The sequence below is a fragment of the Bradyrhizobium sp. WSM4874 genome, from assembly GCF_055811835.1.
The window spans coordinates 25,095-42,117 of record NZ_JBVVPR010000001.1; the positions used below are offsets into that span (position 1 = coordinate 25,095).

The 17,023-nt window shown below is 59.7% G+C and carries 20 protein-coding genes; 9 read left to right on the forward strand and 11 right to left on the reverse strand.

The genetic code is table 11. From position 1 onward, the window contains the following. Positions 1 to 159 precede the first annotated feature (159 nt). Positions 160 to 588, forward strand: coding sequence for a CBS domain-containing protein (locus tag AC0L3P_RS00135; protein ID WP_275168390.1), 429 nt, complete (start codon positions 160 to 162; stop codon positions 586 to 588). Between the two features lie 17 nt (positions 589 to 605). Here the strand turns inward: AC0L3P_RS00135 and AC0L3P_RS00140 are convergent, their stop codons facing one another. Then, positions 606 to 1,649, reverse strand: coding sequence for a patatin-like phospholipase family protein (locus AC0L3P_RS00140; protein WP_354058503.1), 1,044 nt, complete (start codon positions 1,647 to 1,649; stop codon positions 606 to 608). A gap of 240 nt (positions 1,650 to 1,889) precedes the next feature. On the opposite strand from AC0L3P_RS00140, the gene AC0L3P_RS00145 reads away from it, so the two are divergent. Then, positions 1,890 to 2,963, forward strand: a complete 1,074-nt coding sequence (locus tag AC0L3P_RS00145) for a hypothetical protein (protein ID WP_275168388.1) — start codon at positions 1,890 to 1,892, stop codon at positions 2,961 to 2,963. A 391-nt stretch (positions 2,964 to 3,354) separates the two neighbouring features. Further along, positions 3,355 to 3,549 carry a hypothetical protein gene (locus AC0L3P_RS00150; protein WP_473300742.1) on the forward strand — a complete coding sequence of 65 codons (195 nt, stop codon included), beginning with the start codon at positions 3,355 to 3,357 and terminating at the stop codon, positions 3,547 to 3,549. 78 nt (positions 3,550 to 3,627) lie between these two features. On the opposite strand, the gene AC0L3P_RS00155 is transcribed toward AC0L3P_RS00150, so the two are convergent. Continuing rightward, positions 3,628 to 4,620, reverse strand: a complete 993-nt coding sequence (locus AC0L3P_RS00155; RefSeq protein ID WP_473300743.1) for a zinc-dependent alcohol dehydrogenase family protein — start codon at positions 4,618 to 4,620, stop codon at positions 3,628 to 3,630. Between the two features lie 104 nt (positions 4,621 to 4,724). Between AC0L3P_RS00155 and AC0L3P_RS00160 the strand changes: the two genes are divergently transcribed. Both AC0L3P_RS00160 and AC0L3P_RS00165 read left to right on the forward strand, forming a co-directional pair. Next, positions 4,725 to 5,576, forward strand: coding sequence for a LysR family transcriptional regulator (locus tag AC0L3P_RS00160; RefSeq protein ID WP_473300744.1), 852 nt, complete (start codon positions 4,725 to 4,727; stop codon positions 5,574 to 5,576). 693 nt (positions 5,577 to 6,269) lie between these two features. Then, the gene (locus tag AC0L3P_RS00165; RefSeq protein ID WP_473300745.1) at positions 6,270 to 7,055 is read left to right on the forward strand and encodes a DUF4145 domain-containing protein; all 786 of its coding nucleotides are present in this window, start codon (positions 6,270 to 6,272) and stop codon (positions 7,053 to 7,055) included. Between the two features lie 41 nt (positions 7,056 to 7,096). On the opposite strand, the gene AC0L3P_RS00170 is transcribed toward AC0L3P_RS00165, so the two are convergent. Next, positions 7,097 to 7,663 (reverse strand): hypothetical protein, encoded by a 567-nt coding sequence (locus AC0L3P_RS00170; protein WP_473300746.1) that lies wholly within the window; start codon positions 7,661 to 7,663, stop codon positions 7,097 to 7,099. Next, on the reverse strand, positions 7,664 to 8,443 hold the full coding sequence (locus AC0L3P_RS00175; protein ID WP_473300747.1) for a hypothetical protein: 780 nt from the start codon (positions 8,441 to 8,443) through the stop codon (positions 7,664 to 7,666). It lies immediately after the preceding gene. 299 nt (positions 8,444 to 8,742) lie between these two features. Between AC0L3P_RS00175 and AC0L3P_RS00180 the strand changes: the two genes are divergently transcribed. Next, positions 8,743 to 10,611 carry an acyltransferase family protein gene (locus AC0L3P_RS00180; RefSeq protein WP_473300748.1) on the forward strand — a complete coding sequence of 623 codons (1,869 nt, stop codon included), beginning with the start codon at positions 8,743 to 8,745 and terminating at the stop codon, positions 10,609 to 10,611. Positions 10,612 to 10,786: 175 nt separating this feature from the next. On the opposite strand, the gene AC0L3P_RS00185 is transcribed toward AC0L3P_RS00180, so the two are convergent. The 4 genes from AC0L3P_RS00185 to AC0L3P_RS00200 form a co-directional block, all read right to left on the reverse strand. Beyond that, positions 10,787 to 10,963: a DUF3606 domain-containing protein gene (locus tag AC0L3P_RS00185; RefSeq protein WP_204512989.1), complete on the reverse strand. Its 177-nt coding sequence runs from the start codon at positions 10,961 to 10,963 to the stop codon at positions 10,787 to 10,789. A gap of 185 nt (positions 10,964 to 11,148) precedes the next feature. After that, on the reverse strand, positions 11,149 to 12,039 hold the full coding sequence (ligD, locus tag AC0L3P_RS00190; RefSeq protein ID WP_473300749.1) for a non-homologous end-joining DNA ligase: 891 nt from the start codon (positions 12,037 to 12,039) through the stop codon (positions 11,149 to 11,151). 499 nt (positions 12,040 to 12,538) lie between these two features. Then, the gene (locus AC0L3P_RS00195; RefSeq protein ID WP_473300750.1) at positions 12,539 to 12,793 is read right to left on the reverse strand and encodes a hypothetical protein; all 255 of its coding nucleotides are present in this window, start codon (positions 12,791 to 12,793) and stop codon (positions 12,539 to 12,541) included. Between the two features lie 383 nt (positions 12,794 to 13,176). Then, complete coding sequence (locus AC0L3P_RS00200; RefSeq protein WP_473300751.1) at positions 13,177 to 13,425, reverse strand: hypothetical protein; 249 nt, start codon at positions 13,423 to 13,425, stop codon at positions 13,177 to 13,179. Between the two features lie 316 nt (positions 13,426 to 13,741). On the opposite strand from AC0L3P_RS00200, the gene AC0L3P_RS00205 reads away from it, so the two are divergent. Continuing rightward, a complete protein-coding gene (locus tag AC0L3P_RS00205) occupies positions 13,742 to 14,086 on the forward strand; it encodes a response regulator (protein WP_473300752.1) in 345 nt (114 codons plus the stop codon). Here AC0L3P_RS00205 and AC0L3P_RS00210 read toward each other — a convergent pair. Next, positions 14,083 to 14,427 (reverse strand): response regulator, encoded by a 345-nt coding sequence (locus tag AC0L3P_RS00210; RefSeq protein ID WP_473300753.1) that lies wholly within the window; start codon positions 14,425 to 14,427, stop codon positions 14,083 to 14,085. The genes AC0L3P_RS00205 and AC0L3P_RS00210 overlap by 4 nt on opposite strands. 164 nt (positions 14,428 to 14,591) lie before the next feature. On the opposite strand from AC0L3P_RS00210, the gene AC0L3P_RS00215 reads away from it, so the two are divergent. Next, positions 14,592 to 14,837: a hypothetical protein gene (locus AC0L3P_RS00215; RefSeq protein ID WP_473300754.1), complete on the forward strand. Its 246-nt coding sequence runs from the start codon at positions 14,592 to 14,594 to the stop codon at positions 14,835 to 14,837. Positions 14,838 to 15,063: 226 nt separating this feature from the next. On the opposite strand, the gene AC0L3P_RS00220 is transcribed toward AC0L3P_RS00215, so the two are convergent. Then, positions 15,064 to 15,228, reverse strand: coding sequence for a hypothetical protein (locus AC0L3P_RS00220; protein ID WP_473300755.1), 165 nt, complete (start codon positions 15,226 to 15,228; stop codon positions 15,064 to 15,066). 232 nt (positions 15,229 to 15,460) lie between these two features. On the opposite strand from AC0L3P_RS00220, the gene AC0L3P_RS00225 reads away from it, so the two are divergent. Next, positions 15,461 to 15,748: a hypothetical protein gene (locus tag AC0L3P_RS00225; protein WP_473300756.1), complete on the forward strand. Its 288-nt coding sequence runs from the start codon at positions 15,461 to 15,463 to the stop codon at positions 15,746 to 15,748. Between the two features lie 112 nt (positions 15,749 to 15,860). On the opposite strand, the gene AC0L3P_RS00230 is transcribed toward AC0L3P_RS00225, so the two are convergent. Then, positions 15,861 to 16,994, reverse strand: coding sequence for a sensor histidine kinase (locus AC0L3P_RS00230; protein ID WP_473300757.1), 1,134 nt, complete (start codon positions 16,992 to 16,994; stop codon positions 15,861 to 15,863). Between the last annotated feature and the right edge of the window lie 29 nt (positions 16,995 to 17,023).

Below are 17,023 nucleotides of genomic sequence, written 5' to 3' on the forward strand. Positions count from 1 at the left end.
CCATCATTCCCGAGAAGAATGTTCCGAAGCGACAGGCCGTTCGCGGCGATGCTTCGCAAAGCGCACGAGCGTGAAACCGGCGCTGAAACTGTTAGTTGAAGACTCGAAGAACAAGTCCGGACCGCGAACAGCGGACGGTTCCGATTCAGGGAGGCGACAATGACGGTACGTTCGATTCTCAACACCAAGGGCCACCAGATCATGAGCGTCGAGCCGGACGCGAAGCTGGCGGTCGCGGTCAAACTGCTCGGTGAGAAGAAGATCGGCGCTGTGCTGGTGATGAACCAGAGCCGGCTGGAAGGCATCCTGTCGGAGCGCGACATTGTGCGAGTGATCGGCGAACGCGGCGCCGGCGCGCTGGAGGAGCCGGTCTCTCAGGTCATGACCCGCAAGGTCGTCACCTGCAAGGAGACCGACACGGTCGCCGAGCTCATGGAGATGATGACCACCGGCAAGTTCCGCCATCTACCCGTGGTCGACAGCGGCAAGGTGGTCGGCTTGATCTCGATCGGCGACATCGTCAAGCGCCGGGTGCAGGAATACGAGTCCGAGCAGGAAGCCCTGCGCGACTACATCAAGACTGCCTGATCAGCAAGACGGCCTGATCAGTCCTGCTGCTGGTCGGCTTTGGGCGCGGTGCCCTCGGGCGCCGGCGCCAGCTCGTGGATTGCCTCCTGGATGGACTCCAGCGCGCGCTCGGCAGCGCGGGTGCCCAAGGCGATGAGGTCCTCGGAGCGGTGGAAATCGAACCAGCCGAATTGGCCGATCCGCGGAGTGATCAGCATATCGGGCGGATCGCCGGCGAGGCGGGCGCGGGTGATGCGGTCCTGCATGATGTTGAAGGCGTCGACCATCACCGAAGAGAGGCCGGGCCGTGCGCTGCCGCCGCCGAAGAACTCGCGCTTCACCGTCTTCTCGGGCGAGAAGAATCTCGGGAAGCGCCGCTTTGACGTCGGCTCTTCGGCCACGGGGATCACCGGTTCAGGTATCGCGCCGTGCGAATAGACCGTCGTCGAATAGGTGAAGATGTCGCTGGAAAGATTTGCGGCGATGACGATTTCCGCGCCGAGCGCGCGCGCGGCCGAGACCGGCACCGGGTTCACCAATGCGCCGTCGACCAGCCAGCGATCGCCGATCAGGACTGGAGAGAAGATGCCGGGCAGCGCATAGGAGGCGCGCATCGCGTCGACCACGCGGCCGCGCGTCAGCCAGATCTCGTGTCCGGTACGGACCTCGGTCGCGACGGCGGCGAACTTGACCGGGAGATCCTCGATCTGGCTCTGGCCGCAGGCAGCCTCGAGCCGGGTCGCCAGCTTCTCCCCGCCGATCAGGCCGGAGCCGTTGAGGCGGATGTCGAGGTAGCCAAGGATGTTGCGCATCCCTTGCAGGCTGCGGCCCCATTCTTCCAGCGTATCGAGCCGGCCGGCCGCATAGAGGCCGCCGACCACCGCGCCGATCGAGGTGCCGACCACGACGTCAGGCACGATTCCGTTGGCAAGCAGGGTCCGGATAATGCCGATATGAGCGAAGCCGCGCGCGGCGCCGCCGCCAAGCGCAAGGCCGATCACCGGCCGGCGGATGCTGCCCAGGCCGACTTTCTCGGCGACCTTATCGCTGTTCGAACCCCGCCCCTTCAATATGTCCAGCACCGAAACTCTCCTACGCCGGGACCCGCCATCAGACTAGGCACCGTACTCGCGCTCCGCCAGAACCGGGCCGAAGCATGGTTTATGCCGGTTTGGGAAGCGCACGGGGCAGGAGTATGGCGAGGGACGGATGCCCCTGGGATAATCACGCAGGCGTCAACCGGGTTCCAAAACCGGATCGCCCGTATTTCTCGGGGGTGCAGAGGCTTGAATTTGCCGCGTTTTCGGTGAAAAGCAGGTGGCATGACTCTCGGGGGTGACGGCATCATCGGATGGCGGCGCAGCGCATCGCTGCTGCCGGCCCTTGTCCTTGCTGCCTGCCTCTATACTCTTGGCCAAAATGCTGCGCAGGCGCAGCTTTTCTCCGATCGTCCACCGCCGGTGCCGCCCGCGTCGGTGCCTGATCCCGGCGGTGCCGTCAGTCTGGCGCCGCCCTCCGGCCCGGGTGCTGGACCGCCGAGCCTGCCGCCGACCCTGTTGCAGCCGACCACGCCCAGCATGCCGCCGCCCGCGGTCACGACCGTGCCGTCCGCCGCGCCGCTCAACGCGGCCGTGCCCGGACAGGGCGTGCTGTCGCTGACGGCGAAATACGGCAAGGACACCCCGCCGATCACCAGCGGCCTGGTCTGGCGCGTGTTTGCCGATCGTCCCGACGAGAACGGCACCTTCAAGCTGATCCGCGAGGATCGCAATGCTACGCCAAACATCGTGCTGCCGCCCGGCAATTACGTCGTGCACGTCGCCTTTGGCCTGGTCAGCGCGGTGCGCACCGTCAGCCTGAAGGCCGAGACCGATCGCGAATCCTTCGTGCTGCCCGCCGGCGGCCTGCGCATCGAGGGCCGCGTCGGCACCAGTCGCATCCCGCAGAACCAGATCTCGTTCGCGATCTACAAGGGCAGCCAGTTCGAATCCGGCGAGCGCGCCTCTCTGGTGCCGAACGTCGCAGCCGGCGACGTCGTGCTGCTGCCGGAGGGTACCTACTACATCATCTCGAATTACGGCGACGCCAATTCGGTGGTGCGCTCGGACATCCGCGTCCAGGTCAGCAAGCTCACCGACGTCACCATCACCCACCGCGCCGCCGTCATCACGCTCAAGCTCGTCAGCGACAGGGGCGGCGAGGCGCTCGCCAACACCGCCTGGTCGGTGCTGACCCCGGGCGGCGACGTGATCAAGGAATCGATCGGCGCCTTCCCGCGCGTCGTGCTCTCCGAAGGCGAATACCGCGCCATCGCCAAGAACGAGGGCAAGGTCTACGAGCGCGGCTTCAACGTCGTCAACGGCGTCGACGGCGAAGTGGAAGTCGTCGCACGGTAATGCTTGAGCGGTGATGCCGCATGCGGCCCGAAGCTGGTCTTCGTGCCCAGTGAACACTTCTCATTCAGCGCACGGATCTCCCTTATCTTATTACCGCCAGTCCCATGACGTGTGCGAAGGCGAATGCTCTCCGCTACACCGTTTGGTGTTGCGACTTGAATAGCTTTGTCAGCGCTACCAGGCAGGACCGATCAACACCGGCACCGCCGGCTTATTCCAGCCGCGCCGCGACTTCCTCAAAGCCGGTGCAAGATACCTATTTCCGATAATCAATTTCATTCGCTTTCCATCCTGCTGGGTTATATGTCGGGCATCCCTCTCATGGGGGAGGCCGGAGCAGGCTCGTGCGTCTGCGAGACCGGCAAGGAGCAGGGGGACCAAGCTCGTCGGCATGTTCGAAGTGATCCTCACCAGGCGTAAGCGGTTCGGCTGGCGGTGGCAGGTGTGCGACCAATCCGGCAAGAAATTTGCCGATGGCTTCGAGCGCACCCGGCCGTCCGCCAAATATCATGGCGAGCGCGCATTGTTCTTTTTGTTGTCGCAGGCCCATCTGAGCAATCGCTTGGCGACGTCCAGCGAGGACTAGTCGCAGCTGCGCGTGCGGGTCTCCGCAGCCCGGCTTGCGCTTCGTCCATCCGGCAACGAGACTTCTCTGCCAGCGCCGTCAGATATCCACGACGAGCTTGCCCCGCGTCGCGTGATCGCGGATCAGCGCATAGGCGTCATCGACACTCTCCAGCGTGAAGTGCCGCGGATCCAGTAGCGGCAAGAGCTTGCCCGCCTCAACCAGGCGCGTGGCCTCCAACATGATCTCTCCGTGATGCGCGCGGCCTTCGCCTGACAGCAGTGGCAGCAGCGTGAACACGCCGGAATAGGTGGCGGCGCGGAACGAGAGCGGCGCAAGCCCATGCGTACCCCATCCGAGCGCGCTCACGACATGGCCGAAGCGGCGTACGGCTTCGAACGAGGCGTCGAGGACCTTGCCGCCGACGGTGTCGTAGACGACGGCGAAGCCGCGGCCGCCCGTATGCTCTGCAACATAAGTCGCGATGGCGGTATCGCGATCGATGAAGGTCGCGCCAAAACCTTCGATGGTGGCGCGCTGCGATGCCGAGCCGGTCGCGAACACATCTGCTCCGAACGCGCGCGCGATCTGGATCGCGATGTGGCCGACGCCGCCTGCGCCGCCATGGATCAACACCTTCTGGCCGGCCTTCAGCGCCGCGCGGTCAATCAGTCCTTCCCAGGCCGTGATGAAGATGAGGGGCAGGGCGGCTGCCTCCCGCATGCTGACATTGGCAGGCTTCAGCGCCAGCAGGTCGGCGTCGACAGCGGCGAATTCGGCGAGCGATCCCTGTACACCGCCGACGCCTCCCGTCATGCCATAGACCTCGTCGCCCGGCTTGAACCGCGAGACGTCATGTCCGGTCTGCTCGATCACTCCGGCGAGATCCAGTCCGAGAATCGCAGGCAGCGGATGGCGCGCATGCGCCGCGGCGCCGGCGTGGATCTTGGTGTCGAGCGGATTGATCCCGCTCGCGCGGATTCGCACCAGCACCTCGCGCGGACCGATCTCGGGCCTCGAGATCGTTGAGAGGCGCTGGGGCGCGTTGTGGGCCTCCAGGACGGCCGCGCGCATGGTCGATTGTTTCGTCATGATCGTCTTGCTCCGTTGGTGGCCTCCAATATGCTCATGAACTTTTGCATGGGAAGGAATGAGAATGTACGATTGCCGTGCGTTTTTGTATGAGGAGGCTTCCGGTGGACTGGAGCGATCTGCGCATCTTCCTGGCGATTGCGCGCGAAGGCACTCTCGGCGCGGCCGCGCGCAAGATCGGCCAGACCCAGCCGACGATGGGACGGCGACTTCGCGCGCTCGAACAGTCGCTCGGCCAAACGCTGTTCCAGCGCACGGCAGATGGTTTCGTCCTGACCGACGAGGGCACGGCTGTGCTGCGCCATGCCGAGCGGATCGAAGAGGAGGCGCTCGCCTTGGAGCGGCGTGCGTCCGGTGCGGAGACGCAGCTCGATGGCTTGCTGCGTCTGTCGTCGTCGGACTGGTTCGGGACGGTAATACTCTCGCCGGTGATTGCCGCCTTCGGCAAGCGCCATCCCAAGGTGACCGTCGAGCTTCTGACCGATGCGCGCCTCTACAGCCTGCCGCGCCGCGAGGCTGATCTCGTGTTCCGCATCAAACCGTTTAGCGAGCCTGAAGTGATCTCCCGAAAGCTGCTCCACATTCCCTACGCACTCTACGGCAAGAAAGGCTGCAAGCCGCCACGCGCAGGCGACGGAAGCGGTGTCCGCGTTGTGACCATGAATACCGAATTCGCCGACATGCCCGATGCTCTGTGGCTGAAGCGCACGCTGCCGAATATGGAAATCGCCTCGCGCAGCAACAACAGGCAGGCGCAGGCGGAGCTTTGCGCGAGCGGCGGCGGGCTCGCGGTGCTGCCGCGCCCGCTCGGCGACCGCGACCGCCGGCTGGTCGCGCTCGACATCGGCGCGACGCCACCCGGCCGCGACACTTTTGTGGGTTATCATCGCGATCTCAAGCGCCTCACCCGCCTGCGCGCGCTGCTCGATCTCGTGATCGAGCGATTGGCAGGGTGATGGCTCCTGACACGCTGCCGTAGCCCGGGTGAGCGAAGCGATACCCGGGACAGCCCGTGGTAGGAATCCCGGATATCGCTTCGCTCATCCGGGCTGCAAGACCTTGCGGTGCCTGTCGGGCAAAACACCCAAGCTGTCAGTCAACGCACGCCGGCAAAAATATTCCACTTTACCGAAATTCGGAAACGGCGTATGTGTCGCCTACTCCGGCCCAAGGAAGAGGGGCGTATCGCGATCGTCACGAACGCGGGCCGGACGGCGGTGGACGCAGGCCACATCGGCGCGAAGGGCTTCGCAGGGCGGGCAACCGTGAGCGAAAGTGTCGCGCACACGACCGGTGTGATCGGCGTACGGCAAAATCGTGTGGTCCTGGCGCCCGGGGTCTGTGCGCCAAGCGTTGCGGTGATGTTGCGGCCCGACCGGGGCGCGTGTATCAGCCATCCGCAAGGCGACGGGGGCAATAGTGCATCGCTCCCCGGGGAGAGCGCGACATAAGCCGTAAAACCACTGCGCAGGGAAGGTTTAGAGGCAAAAACGACAGACATATCAATGCAGTGCGGACGTTGTGTTTACATTTGTGTCGCGATCCGATGACGGGTCGGCTTATAATATTATATGCATTACTATAGAGCGCCGTGGATCGAGGGTGAGGCTGACACCTGATTCTGAGGTCAGCGAACGGGGGGCATTGCTGTGGCTAAAGAGGTTGCGCCGCAACTGGGTTTGAACTCGTTCTCATGCCCGCATTGTGGGGCGTTAGCTCACCAGCACTGGCTTGAAGTTCACGTCAAAGGTTTCGAACGGGGCAAGAAGCCCTTCGTTTACGACCGAGCGAAAGTGGATTCGGTCGACCTTGAACAGGGCGAGGACCAAGAGGACCGCACCAGATTCCTCGCGTTCAAGAAGCGTTTCCATAAGAACGAAGTCACTTACCAAGCTCACAAATACGGCAAAGATTGCAATTGGGAGATGGTCAACGTCGAAATGAGCCTCTGCCACAGTTGTGACGGGTTCGCTATCTGGGTCAAAGGGGCAATAGCTTGGCCGGCGCACACGGTGCAGATCGAACCGCATCCGGACATCCCGGCGCTCATCAAGGACGATTTTCTAGAAGCCGCCAGCATCGTTCAATTGTCGCCGCGCGGATCGGCAGCTCTCTCGCGGATGATCATCCAAAAACTGATGGTCGAGCTGGGCGAGAAGGGTGACAACATCAATGATGACATTGGCTCGCTGGTGCTGAAGGGTTTGGAAATTGAGATCCAGCAAGCTCTCGATGTCGTGCGCGTTGTCGGCAACAACGCAGTTCATCCCGGCAAGATCGATCTAAAAGATGACACCGGCATTGCGTTGGCTCTCCTTCAACTCATTAACTTGGTCGTCGAGCGGAGAATCGCGACACAGAAGCGCATCGGTGAGCTGTTTGCAAATCTTCCGCCGGGCGCACTTGAGCAAATCAAGCTGAGAGACGGCGCGTAGTCAGGAGGGGATGCAGTGGAGCCATTCCGAGGAGTGCAGACTTACTCTTTCGGCCCCAGTTGTTTTGACGCTCGCTTCAGGGCGAAGTTCAGGAAAAGGGCCTGCCTGACAAATTCGTTCGTTTCGGTGTCCGACAGCGTGAACACCGCCCCATGCACAGCCGTATTCCGAGCTTGCCGCAGCGTCGAATGAAGCTCCAATACTTCCGGGGTTATGAGGCCCCGCTTGAGTAACATCCTGAGGACGGTGTTAGGGTCTCGCGTTTTCACCTTCAGCTTCTCAGCACACTCGGCGATCAAAAGTTCGGTTACGCGGTAGGCCTGGAGAATATTAACCAGCGGATTGTCAGGCTTGATGTCGGGAGGCGGTGCCGGCAATGGAAGGATCGGGTCTGATTCGCCCGGTGGCTGCTCAGGCGTTTCCTTAATCAGCTCAGCACCCTTGGACAGTAATTTATCGAACTTGACGGTCGCGCCGCCGAAGCTCAGTTCAAGGATGCGTTCGGCCAGAGATCCAAGCTGCTTCCTCACCGAAATAATAATGATGAGAATGACAGTGGGCCAGGCCAGGTGCCCGATCACCGCGGCGATAAATTGAAGCCAATCCATTCAAATCATCCAACGAAAAATGTATTCGAGGGCTTGAGCGAAGTGCTTCTTGCCGAACTCCATCAATGCCGCTTTTGCCGCGGCGATGGTTGTTTCCTTGACCGTTCCGGAAAAGCGCCGTGCCAATGTTTGCAGCCGCTCTATGCCCTGCCGTACATAACCAGCACTAATCGAGGGCGACTCGAACTTGTTCAGTGTGTTTTGCAAGCCTTCGAGAACGAAGTCGCGTTCTTGCGGAAGTGTGGCATTGTATCCGTTGTCGGCGCGCACCTCATCGATAACGGCCTGTAGCGAGTTGATCGCCTTCTCTACGCTGGGATCACTGCGGTCAATCTCGAGCGGTTCCCATTCAGAGTCCGGATTGTCGAAATCCTCAGGCTTAATGCCAAGGTTTTCGTAGGCGTTATCTACTCCGTAGAGCGCCGGTACGAGCCAGTCATCCGTCCTACCGGCGGCATGGTAGACAGCGAACGGCAGATCGTCGTCGGCAACCAGCTCATCAAACCTCTCGCTGAAGCCTTCGGATTTGAAATAGATCGGCGGTCCAAAGCGGTCATATTTGACCGCAATCATTCCCTTCGCTTCCAGCCACGAAACAGCACGCGACCACAATAGACCTTTGCCCAGAAGACCCTGAGGTTCGGGATTGCCGTCATCCTCTTTCGGGTAATTCGACGCAATCTTGTACTCGGTCATCGGGCCAGGCGCCCGCTCAAGCACAGCGGCTATCGCCAGGGCGTAATAGACCGGCGCACGCTCAACGTATTCGGCCTTGTCCATAGATTCGCCCGTCCCCTGCAATTAGGACGAGCATAGTCGGCCGTGATACAATTAGGCAATATGCGAATATTGAGGGCGACTTCGGCGCGTTGATCGCAGGCGTGGGTGTCGGACCGACCTCGCCCTGATCGAAGCCGCAGCCGCTGCACGCTGGTCTGTGCAGAGGGTCAGCGGCAGCTTGCGCAGATCCTCGCCGTAGGCAACCATGACTGATCTATCGCCCGCGTCGTCTGGAATGGCCGACCTCAACCCGACGAGACTTGCAGTGTCCGCGCGGAAACTCTCCTGGATTTCCTGACTTGACCCAGTCTCCCGAACGATATCGGCCGGACATTGATGGTCTACGAGCTGTCGCAGTGATGCTGGTCGTGTACTTCCACGCGTTCCCGGACGTAATCCCGGGCGGCTTCATCGGCGTCGATATCTTTTTCGTCATCTCCGGTTTTCTAATCACTGGCATCATTGCGCGTGAACTGGAGCAAAAACGCTTCAATCTCTTGACCTTTTACCACCGCCGGGTCAGGCGGATTTTCCCGGCTCTCCTCATCGTGCTCGGTGTGAGCCTGATACTAGGCTGGCTGTGGCTGCTGCCGACGGCCTATGCGCAACTCGGGAGCGACGTTTTCGCCAGCGCTGCCTTTTTTGCAAACATTTCGCTGCTTCTGCAATCGGGGTATTTCGATTTTCAATCGGCGCGAAAGCCGCTGTTACATCTCTGGTCTCTCGGCATCGAGGAACAATTTTACCTGTTCTGGCCGTTGATCATGGTCCTAGCCTTCCGCCTCCGGCTAAGCCTCTTGGCCACAGCCGGCCTGATTGCATTGGCTTCTTTCGTGCTGAATGTAGCGCTTATCGGGATAAAGCCCGTCGCGACGTTCTATCTCCCATTTACGCGGATTTGGGAGCTATTGACCGGGGCTGCGCTTGCGTGCGGATGGAGCTATTTTAGCCAGACCCACCGAGCCAGCAATGTGCGCGCGGTTGCGGGGCTCACTCTTATTGCGGCTGCTGTTTGTAGGCTGGACACGTACAGCGCCTTTCCCGGCTGGTGGGCCGTGTTACCGGTAGCCGGCAGCATGTTGCTGTTGTCGGCGCCAGCGGCGTGGTGCTGCCGCCTTGTTCTAGCCAGCCGCCCGATGATCTGGATCGGATTGATCAGTTACCCACTCTATCTGTGGCACTGGCCGTTATTGGTATTTTTTGCCGTCATCAAATTCGCTCCGCTCACACTGCTAGAGCGTGGACTGATTGTAGGGCTGAGTTTTGTGCTGGCATGGCTCACCTATCGATTTGTCGAAATGCCGCTTCGGTTTGGTCATCCAAATCGGATCAAAATAGCCGCCCTAAGCGCCGCGATGCTACTGATCGCGGCTGGCGGCGGCATCGTTGCACAAGAACATGGATTTGTTTTTCGGTTGCCAGCGGATATTCGGGCGATGGCGAATGTGCCAACTCAGGCCGCGCAATGGCGCGTCAATGAATGCCTGATCGATGTCAGCCAACGGATGTCGTTCTCTGACAACTGTGTTGATCGAGATCGACGGCCGCTTATCTTGGTCTGGGGTGATTCGACAGCCGGCGCGCTAATGCCCGGACTACGCAAGGCCCAGGAAAGCCACGACTTCGGGATTGCACAGTTCACATCCAGTTCATGCAGTCCGATACTCAACATCGACGTGGCCGGCGTACCTAACTGCCGCGCTATCAATGACAAAGTGCTGTTGCTCGCTCACGAAATCAAACCAGATATCGTGCTCCTGCACGGCACCTGGGACAGATATCTCGATGCCGCAGCCGAGACCGTGAAAGCGCTGACGAAACAAACTAAGGCGCGGGTCATTGTGCTAGGGTCGGTGCCATGGTGGAAACGAGGACTGCCTAACGAGTTTTTGCGATACTACATGCTGCATCATCGTCTGATCCCGGAAAGATCCAGTCGCGCGGAAACGGACTACTCCGGTGCGGAATTAAGTCAGAGGGTGGTACCGCTTGGCGCTGAGTTCATTTCCGCGTGGGACGTGATGTGCAACGCAGACGGCTGCCTCACTCGTGTCGGCGATGCCTCCGAGGATATTACTGCCAGTGATCAGGTGCACCTGACCGAAAAAGGGTCAGTGTTTTTGGTCCAATCCATCTTAGATCGCGTACTTAAGGACGGCAAAAATTGACGCCAACTCGTCCTTGGAGTTCAAGGTGAAACGATTGAGAAGGCCTGCCTGAATCATCGGCTTCGTTATTCGCGACGCGCGCAAGCGGCGAATGCAGATGGGACAGTTGGGGGTCATGGCATGAAAAAGCGCGCGGGCCTTGCTCCAAAGATCGCAAGCATACCGCGCGCCTCGGTTACACCGCCAATTGTTTGCGAACGGCGGCGGCCGAATTGCCTACTTTGTCGACGGCCTTCTGCAGCTCGTCCCTAGAGACACCAAGCGCCTTGGTCCAATACTTGACCTCGAAGTCTTCGTGCATGTTGATCTTGCTACGGTCGCGTTGGTCCCGTTTGGTGAGACTGTCGCTCATCTTCCTCCTCCATCGCCTGTACAAGCGGCTCATCATCGAGAACGGCCAGCAGGTCATTGATCGTGTTTTCGGCGTCCCTCGGCCCCGGCTCGACATAGCGAGCCAGGATGGCCTGGGCTTCTTTTACCGCTCGGGTTACGCGATCCGGCATGCCGGTACTCCACTCACTGGTGGAGAAAACGCCGTCAGGAACGCCGCGTTCCTTTGCTAAGCCCCTTGAATGAGCTGGCCCGGAGCAGGCCTTCGGAGGTGATGTCCCGGTATTCGATGTCGGCGTAGAACTTTGGCTCGACCCAGGTCGCCTTTGGTTTCCTAACGGGCTTGGTGAGCTTCTGCTTCGGGCTGACGACGGTATCGAGAGCCTTGCGAATCTCCGCCGACTTCGTCCGGCTCCAGCCCGTGCCGACCTTGCCCATGTACCGCAGCTCTTTCCCGTCCTGCTTGCCGAGATAGAGCGCGGCGACGCCGGACGGGTCCTTGACGAAACCAACGACGGGGAATTTTTCGCGCTGCACTGTCTTGATCTTCTGCCAAGCCTCAACCCGGTCCGACCGGTAAGGCGCATCAACCCGCTTAGAGACGATGCCCTCGTAGTTCAACTTGCTCGCCGCCTCGAACAGCGCCTGTCCGTCGCCCTCATGGTGCTCACTGTAGAAGATCGGTGCTTCTAGCCCGTTCTCATCGATCAGCTGCTTCAGCAGCTCCTTGCGGGCAAGCTGAGCCATCTTGCGAAGGTCCTTACCGTCCAGCCATAGGAGATCGAAAGCGAAGAAAACGAGGCGGTCCTGGTCGCCTCTGCCGAGGTCCGCCTGGAGTTCGGAGAAGTTGGTGCGTTCTTCGTGGATGACGACCACCTCACCATCAACAATGGCTTGGCCTTCGAGGTCGAAGGCGCCGGCAATGACCGAGAACCTGTCGATCCAGTTATGGCCGTTCCTGGTGAAGGCCTTACGGTCGTCGCCGTCGATGTGGAGCTGGATGCGGTAGCCGTCGTATTTGACTTCGTGAATCCACTGGGCCCCCGAAGGAGCTTTCATCTTCAGGGTCGCAAGCTGGGGGCCGATAAAGCCCGGCATGGAAGCTCGCGGCTTCTTGGCCGGTGCTCGGGTACGCTTTGCCACTAACGCAACACTCACAAAAAGCCCGCCGTCGGTGGGGGGAGCCGACGGCGGGGCAGTCTACTTACCTTACTTAGGACTCTCCAACCGCGAGGCTCATGCGCCGTTCCCAGGCGTTTTAACATACAACCGCAATTGAGATTCCAGGTTGTATTTTCAACGTCAACGAGAACGGCCGCCGAACGGTTAGCGAACGCGGTGTGATACAGCGTTCTTCAGGAGGAACGCTCTCAGTACTGAGGCCTCTTCAAAAGCTCCGGCAACCGGGAGATTGCCTTTGCAATCCTTCTCGCCTCGTCTCGGGTAAGGAATTGCTCGGCATATTGGTACGGGCGCCGGTGAAGGTCTTCGCGGTGGGGCACGGAGCAGACGGAGAAGCCGTTTGCGTCCTTCACGCGGAAACATTGCTCCTCCTCCACCATCACCCACGGCGCCGGAAACCGCCGAAGGTTATCCATCACATCCTTCGGCTTGCCGGAGTGCCTCTTATCGGCTTGCCGGACGCATAGGTCGGGCTTTCCTTTGCAGCCCGCACCTGCCGGTCCCGCTCAGCGCACAGGTCGTCAACCTTGCTCAGCATACGCTGAAGCAGGGTCTCAGCCGAGGCGGTCGATAACCCCGCCCGTTGAAGCTGGAGGATTTCCTTGCGCTGGCGGCTGACCTGCGAGCGCATGCGCTCTATTTCCGAGCGGAGATATTCGAGTGTGGGCATGGGCCAACCTGGGATTTCTCCCAGAGATAGAACAAATAGAGAACGATGAGTCAATACGGCTGTTCGTCCGCTACTGCCGCGTAAGGGTGCGTAGCTCGGCTGCCAACTCAGCTCTAAGCTCGTCCTCCAGCTCTCGGATGTGCTTCGCGGTTGGCCCGTCCGGAAACTCTTTCATGAGTTGGCGACAGTGCGCCAGCTTCCGCTGGATTGCTGAGACATCCCGATGATCTTCCATCTTGGGGAAATCCTCTGCCCGACTTACCTCTTGTAAAGCAGCAGGCCCTGTTCGCGAGCTTGCCGACGCACCGAGCTAACGCGGCGCCCGAGCACCTGGGCCGCCTCAGCTGCGGTGGACCGTTCTCTGGCCAGCAGGAGTAGTCGAGCTAATTCGTGCTGCGTCCAAGCGGGCTTAGCTCCAGGCGATTCTTCAATGCTGTCCATGTCGCAAGGTGGCGCCTGATGGTTAACAAAGTAATACTTGACCGTGCTTCAACGCCGGTCGCCGACGCCGAGCGGAATTCGTAACGCTTACCAGCGGCGGTGCCGCCAGCCGTAATGATGGCCTCGGCCTCTGCCCCAACCGTAGTGATGACCACGCCCGCCGTGATGACCCCACCCGTGGCCACCGCCATGTCCGTGGCCGCCCTTAACTTCAATAGGAACGGATTGAGACGCGCCCAGTGCGTCCGGCGTGGCAGCCGGGATTGCCGAGGCAGAGGTTGCCTGAGCTAGCGTACCCACACATGCGACAAGGCCGACAAGAAACCATTTCATCGCAGACGCCTCCAGGTTGAACTCGGAATTTCCGCCGCATGTCCAACAATGATGACGGGAAAAAGTTGCAATTGGAAACTGGAGGAAAGTGCAGCTTCGGAGTCGTCGGCTAACACCGCTTCTTAGGCCGGAACCTAAGCCATTAGCATATGTTAACTCGCGAAGGCGGTTTGCATGACCCATACAGTTCTTGTAGTCGATGACGATGCCGCCGTGCTCGACGTGCTCGCGTGCATGCTCGAAGATCTTGGTTGTCACGTCGTGTGCGCACATAGCGGCGATGAAGCTCTGGAAAAGCTGTCGCGCCAGAAGAACATTTCGATCTTGATCACCGACATCAATATGCCCGGCATGGATGGTCATGAACTGGCCGAGCGAGCGACGCGCATTCGTCCGACGCTGAAAGTTCTTCAGCTATCGGGCCGCGAGCGAAGGCGGGATGGCTTTCCGTTGCTTAGGAAGCCGTTCTCTGAAGAAGATCTAGCGCGCGTGATGCAGCAAACTACCGGCGTGTGTTAGCGCAGCAAAATCGCTAAGCAGCGTTGAAGTTCCTCAATTTTGAACGGCTTTTGAAGAACCTGATAATCCTCAAAGCCTTGAGGCACGCCGTCCGCCCCATATCCGCTCGCAAAGGCAAACGGAACGCCTTTGCCTTGCAGCGCTACTGCGATGGGGACAGAACTGTGGTCGCCAAGCTGTATGTCGAGAATGGCGGCATCAACGCCGGGCGCAGAAGCGAGCAACAGCCCACTCTGCAAGTCGCTCGCTTCACCAGCAACGCTATGGCCCAGCTCGGCCAGCATGTCCGCCAGCATCATGCGTATGAGCGCTTCATCCTCGATCAGAAGCACAGACGCCATAACGCAACCACCCCAGCTGAGCACTTCTCCCGGCCCTGGGATGCTGCACAAATCCAGGGCCGCACGCACGCTTGATACCCTATCAGTTCCGCTCTTCGGAACACAAGTTCCCTTATTGCGTTGCTAATAGAGTGCAGTCTACGCACTCAGAAGCGAGGTCAAGCATGTCTGAACGTCGCACCCCGATAGTTCACGGGAAGTCATTCAAGGATCGGCTTCTCGAAGAGGCAGCCAGGTGCCGGGAATCGGCCGAACAATTGCCGCTGAGTACGGAGCGCGAGAATCTGATCAAGCGCGGCCAGCAAGCTGAAGCGGCAGCCCAAATGGACGATTGGCTCGCTGCCGCAAATCGACCGGCCCCGGCCTCGCTGCGTCAGCTTAAAAACCAAATCAAAAAGATCGCTTCGTGAAATTGTTAACTGAATACCTTGAACGAGCGCTTCAGCTAGAACAGTTGGCATTGGACGAGGCCGAGACAGGTTTTAAAGACCAATTGTTGACCCAGGCACAAGCCTACCGAAAGCTTGCGGCCAAACGAGCAGCGGAATACGGGCTTCCACCGCCGAGTAGTCCCCCTGATCCGATCGGCTCCATCTGAACAATGGATGGCCCCGGTGCGCCGACCCACAGAGAATCTTACTCTTCCTCTTCAAGTCGGGCGAGCAGACGCGCAACCGTTTCCAGTCTCCGCGCAGGAGCAGTGGCATCGCCACCTTCGCAGATTGCCTTGCCGATCTCATCTTGCAGGGAATGTTCTAGCGCTTGCAAAAGCTGAATGACTTTGAGCTGTTCAGAGGTCATATATAGCGCTCCGTCCTAGGCAGGCGGGAGCGCAATTGGTCTCTCGGGCATCGACGCCCACAGGCAGAGCCTCGGTCGATGATGCTAGTTAACTAACTGAGTATAAAGATGTTCCGGTTAGGCAAGCTCAGGCCCGCAGTGAACGCGCCGCTGATTGGACGGTTCGCGTCCTCTTAGTATCAGGTTCTAAGTTTGGCCCACGGCTGTCCGATGCCGATGAAAGCGAGTGTCAATGACCGTTTTCTCTGGCTCCGTATTCGTCATGGACGTCGACGGCAAAGCTGCGTTCGCCTTCGAAGCAAAGAATTTCTCAGAAGCTTTCGAGTTATGCAAAGAGGACTGGGTTCGTGAAGACCTGACCACCATGACATCGAACGGCGTGCCACTTTGCTCGTCGACGGCGAAGTTGACGGTTCGCAGAGCTGGCGAAGCGGAGATTGTCATCTATCGAGACGCCGCTTTCAAAGCTCAGACAGAAGACTTGGTCCTCGCATATCTCGTGGATTTAGATCGAGCGTAGCCCGCGATTGGTCACGCGTGGCCCTAACATTCCGAGTTCTGGTAAGCAGCGCGAGCGGACATCACCAGTGTCAGTCGCGAGGTCCGAGATGGGCTAGAAGCCGCCGCCAATATCAATTGGCCGCGCGGACAATTTCGAATGCGGTATGTCCTGGGCGCGACGATACGGTCATTGTTGCATTTAGCCGTTGCACGAATGCTTTCACAACTTGCATGCCGAAGCCCTTACTCTGATTGATGTCGAATCCCGCGGGTAATCCTCGTCCCTGATCGGACACTTTCAAAATCCATCCTCCCGCGCTTGTTCTGAAGCTTATGTCAACCGACCCACGTTCACCCGGCGCATATGCATACTTGAAACTATTCGTGGCCAATTCCGCCACCAGAAGACCTAATCCACTCGCGACATCCGACCGAAGTCGGGCATTCTCCGCGTCAACATCAACCGCGGTAATCTGAGCGGGCGCGGTGTGTTTGAGGCTTTCGCAGAGCCTGCGCAGGAAAGTATCGATCTCGATCTCTTCCTGACTGCCTGTCAGATGCAGCTGCTTGTGAACGGTCGCAATGGCGAGCACGCGATTGCTGGCCATATCGAGTTGAGCCCTCGCTTCGTCGCTCGGTGCGCTGCGGCTTTGAAGCGCGAGGATCGACTGAACGAGTTGCAATGAGTTCATGAGTCGATGATCGCCTTCGCGCATCAACGTCTCTTTTTCCCTGACCAGGTCCTCGGCTTCGACTCTTGCGAGATGTTCGGCAGCGTTGATCCGGCGAAGTTCGAGCAGCTTCATCACCTGATTGGCCATCAATCGCAAAAAGGCCTTCTGGGTCTCGTCAAGCTCACGCGGCTTGTAGTCGAGCACGCAGACGGTTCCGAGTGGGAAGCCTTCGGGCGTCTCAAGGAGTGCGCCAGCATAAAAACGCAGATGCGGGTCGCCCGTAACCAACGGGTTATCGGCGAAACGGCGGTCCAGCGTGGTGTCAGGTACGACAAATAGGCCGGGTTGCAGGATCGCATGTGCGCAAATCGAGCTGTCGAGCGGCGTTTCGCGGACGCCCAGTCCGACCTCCGCCTTGAACCATTGGCGGCCCTGGTCGATCAGGTTGATCACGGAAATCGGTGTACCGCAGACGGCGGACGCGACCTTCACGACCTCGTCGAAATCGGCCTCTCGCGGGGTGTCGAGGATGGCATAGCGCCGAAGGGCGCCAAGACGAGATTCTTCGGCCCTGTGCAGGTCAGCTTTCAAGGATATCTCTGATTTTACTGCCTAATCCG